Consider the following 3,982-nt stretch of genomic DNA (forward strand, 5'->3'; position numbering starts at 1 on the left):
AGAATCCGGCCGAGTTCGTCGAGCGCGGCAACCGGATCGGCGAGCACCTCATTGAGCCCGGCCAGTAGCAGGTTGCCGATCGGGTGCCCCGACAAAGCCCCGCTGCCGCCAAATCGATGCTGCATGATCGTCGCCCACAGCCGCCCGTGCGGACTGTCAGAAGCCAAGGCAGCCAACGCCATTCGCAGGTCTCCGGGAGGCACCACGTCGAGTTCGCTGCGCAGCCTTCCCGATGAGCCGCCGTCGTCGGCAACCGTGACCACGGCGGTCACGTGCGGCGTCAGTCGCCGGGCAGCCGACAGCGTGGCATACAAGCCGTGTCCTCCGCCGAGGGCGACAATTCGCCGACTCATTCGCGGCCCAGATCCCGGTGCAGCACCCGCACCGTCAGCTGCTTGTCGGACTCAAGCAGCTGCGCTAACGCCTCGGCGATGGCGACGCTGCGGTGTTTGCCGCCGGTGCAGCCGATCGCCACGGTCATATAGCGCTTCCCCTCCCTGCGGTACCCGTCAACAATCAGGGATAGCAATCGATGGTAGGTCTCCAAGAACTCCGCCGCGCCAGTCTGGCCGAGCACGTAGTCACGAACCGCGGGATGTTGACCGGTGTGCGGCCGTAAGTCGTCGATCCAATGCGGGTTTGGCAGGAACCGGACATCCATCACGGTGTCGGCGTCCATCGGCAGACCGTATTTGAAGCCGAAGGATTCCACGGTGACGCTGGTCTGCGCGACGGTCTCGCCACCGAAGGCCCGTTCGATGCTTTCCCGCAGTTCACGCACCGACAGCGTCGAGGTGTCGATGATCAGATCGGCGGTCGCGCGAACCGGAGCGAGCATGTCGCGCTCGGCGCTGATGCCTTCGGCCAGGGTTTGCGCGCCCTGCAGCGGATGGCTGCGGCGGTTCTGCTCGTAGCGGCGCACCAACATGTCGTCGGAGGCCTCCATGAACAGCACCCGCGGGGTGATGTCGCGAGTGGCCAGGTCGTTACGCACCCAGTCCAGGTCACCGGTGAATCCGCGGGAGCGTACGTCCATCACGATGGCCAGCTGCGTGATCCGGGATCCCGCGTCCAGCCCGAGGTCGACCATTCGGGTGATCAGCTGAGGCGGCAGGTTATCGGCGACGTACCAGCCGAGGTCCTCGAGGACCTTGGCGGCGGTACCCCGCCCGGCACCGGACAAACCGGTGACCAGAACGACGTCGATGCCGGATTCATTTGTGCCACCGTGATTGTCGGCCTGATCCAGCGATCCAGTCTGATTCGCCCCGTCCATCCCCTCGCCCGTCATCCCGATGCCCGTTCAGCGATTCGGTCTTGCGTCGCAGCATCCGATCCGGCAGCGCCGCCGCCTCGCAGCGCGTCGAGCACCGCGGTCGCGGTCGCGACCCCAATGCCCGGAACGGAGGTGATCTCGTCGACCGTAGCCTCCCTGAGGCGGGCCAGTGAGCCGAAATGGGCAACCAATGCCTTGCGGCGATGCTCGCCCAAGCCGGGCACCGCATCCAGCGCGGACGCCGTCATCCTCTTCGATCGCTTGCTGCGGTGGTAGTTGATGGCGAACCGGTGGGCCTCGTCGCGCACTCGCTGCAGTAGGTACAGACCCTCGCTGTTGCGCGGCAAGATGATCGGATCGGGCTCCGACGGTACCCACACCTCTTCGAGTCGTTTGGCCAGGCCGATCACCGCCACGTCGGTGATACCCAGTTCGTCGAGGACCGCGCTGGCCGCGTTCACCTGCGGCGCGCCGCCGTCGACGACATATAGATTGGGCGGATAGGCAAATCGACGTGACTTACCTTCCGGTGACAGGATTTTCGGATCCTCTTGATCTTGGATGTGCCGTAGGAAGCGACGACGGGTCACTTCGGCGATCGACGCAACGTCGTCGGAACGACCGTGGCCGGCCGCTTCCCGGATCGCGAAGTGGCGGTAATCGGACTTGCGGGGCAGCCCGTCTTCGAACACCACCAGCGACCCGACCACATCGGTTCCCTGGACGTGGCTGATGTCGACACACTCGATGCGTAATGGCGCGTCGGCCAAACCCAACGCCTCTTGAATATTCTGCAGCGCAGCGGATCTGGCGGTGAAGTCGCCGGCACGCTTCAGTTTGTGCTGCTGCAACGCCTCTTTGGCGTTTCGCTGCACGGTTTCGGCCAGGGCTCGCTTGTCACCTCGCCGCGGAACCCGCAAGTTCACTCGTGACCCGCGCAACCCGGACAGCCAGGTGGTCAACTCCTCGGCGTTGGGCGGCAGGCACGGCACCAGCACCTCGCGCGGCACCGGGTTGGCGGACTCATCGGCGGCACCGTCGAGTTCGGCCTGATCGCCGTAGAACTGCGTCAGGAATTGCTCGACCAATTGCGCCTCACCGGAATCACCTGGATCGCCGGGCTTTTCGACGATCCAGCCGCGCTGCCCACGAACCCGTCCGCCGCGGACGTGGAACACCTGGACGGCGGCTTCCAGGTCGTCGTCTGCGAACGCAACGACGTCAGCGTCGGTGCCGTCGCCGAGGACGACGGCCTGCTTCTCCAGGGCCCGCTTCAGCGCGCCGAGGTCGTCGCGCAATCTCGCGGCGCGCTCGAAATCCAGATCTTCTGACGCGGCGTGCATCTGCTGTTCGAGGCCACGGGCGAATCTGTCGGTCTTGCCGGACAGAAAATCGCAGAAGTCCACCACGATCTGGCGGTGCTGCTCGGCGCTTACCCGCCCGATGCATGGCGCCGAGCATTTGTCGATATAGCCCAAAAGGCACGGCCGGTCGATTTGGTTGTGCCGCTTGAACACTCCTGCCGAACATGTGCGAGCCGGAAAGACTCGGGTCAGCAGGTCCAGGGTCTCCCGGATGGCCCAGGCATGCGAGTAGGGCCCGAAGTAGCGGACACCCTTTCGGCGTGGGCCCCGATAGACCATCAGGCGGGGGTACTCCTCGTTGAGGGTGACCGCGAGCACGGGATAGGACTTGTCGTCGCGGTAGCGCACGTTGAACCGAGGGTCGAATTCCTTGATCCAGTTGTATTCCAGCTGCAGCGCCTCGACCTCGGTGTTGACCACCGTCCACTCCACCTTGGCGGCTGTGGTCACCATCTGCCGGGTGCGTGGATGCAGGCTCGCGATATCGGCGAAATACGACGTCAATCGACTGCGCAGGCTCTTGGCCTTGCCGACGTAGATCACTCGTCCGTGCTGATCCCGGAATCGGTACACGCCGGGCTCGACCGGGATGGACCCGGGAGCGGGGCGGTAGGTCGCGGGATCAGCCACGGTGTCTAAGGCTAGTCCGTGCCATCGACAGGGGGTTCGCCGTTCAGTGCGACTCCAGGTCGGGCCGGTAGCGGGCCGTCTAACCGCCGATGGAGCCGCTGCGACTGATACGAGCCGCTCGATCCCCCGCTCGACCTACACTTCCGCAATGTTCTCGGAGACGCGCTATGCGATGAACGGGGACTTGCGGGTCGCCTATCGCGCGTCGCCTGAGGGCCAGCGCGACATAGTGCTCGTCCCGGCGTGGTTCAACAACTGTGAGGACTTGCCTGAGCATCCGCCAATTCGAGGGTGGATCGAGGCAATGACATCGCTCGGTCGACTGATTCTCTTCGACCAACCGGGCACCGGAGCGTCTGATCCCATCACGGGCGGTGCGCTACCGACGTTGGAGCTATGGGCCGACAGCATCACCGCGGTGTTGGACGATCTGGGGAGTCGTGAAGCGGTCCTGCTCGCGATGTCCGGCGCGGTCGCGACATGCGCGCTGTTCGCAGCGACACATCCGTCGCGCACAACCGCGCTGGTCGTGCTCGAGGGCTACGCCGCTCCCGTCCGAACCGATGGGCTCGATCCCGATGAAATCATCACTGGCTTTGTCGGCATGTGGGGAACCGGGGAGTTCCAACATCTGATCAATCCGGACATGCCGTGGAACGAAGAGATCCGCGCAACGTGGGCGCGCCAAGAACGCCTGGCGGCCAGCCCAGGG

General features: G+C 65.0%; 4 protein-coding genes. 1 reads left to right on the forward strand and 3 read right to left on the reverse strand.

Going from position 1 to position 3,982, the window contains the following annotated elements; all coding sequences use genetic code 11:
* From VN856_RS07645 to uvrC, 3 genes are all read right to left on the reverse strand, one after another.
* The coding region (locus VN856_RS07645; RefSeq protein WP_325687701.1) for a gluconeogenesis factor YvcK family protein at positions 1 to 353 on the reverse strand (353 nt) is incomplete at its 3' end.
* On the reverse strand, positions 350 to 1,276 hold the full coding sequence (gene rapZ, locus VN856_RS07650) for an RNase adapter RapZ (RefSeq protein ID WP_325687705.1): 927 nt from the start codon (positions 1,274 to 1,276) through the stop codon (positions 350 to 352). The genes VN856_RS07645 and rapZ, both read right to left, overlap by 4 nt.
* An 11-nt stretch (positions 1,277 to 1,287) precedes the next feature.
* On the reverse strand, positions 1,288 to 3,270 hold the full coding sequence (gene uvrC, locus VN856_RS07655) for an excinuclease ABC subunit UvrC (RefSeq protein ID WP_325687702.1): 1,983 nt from the start codon (positions 3,268 to 3,270) through the stop codon (positions 1,288 to 1,290).
* Between the two features lie 148 nt (positions 3,271 to 3,418).
* Between uvrC and VN856_RS07660 the strand changes: the two genes are divergently transcribed.
* The coding region (locus VN856_RS07660) for an alpha/beta hydrolase (RefSeq protein WP_325687704.1) at positions 3,419 to 3,982 on the forward strand (564 nt) is incomplete at its 3' end.

It is taken from the genome of Mycobacterium sp. (assembly GCF_035603715.1).
GTDB lineage: Bacteria > Actinomycetota > Actinomycetes > Mycobacteriales > Mycobacteriaceae > Mycobacterium.

Bases quoted from the DNA above. Each gene is read 5' to 3' on its own strand.
- rapZ (WP_325687705.1), bottom strand. From the start codon at position 1,276: ATGGACGGGGCGAATCAGACTGGATCGCTGGATCAGGCCGACAATCAC.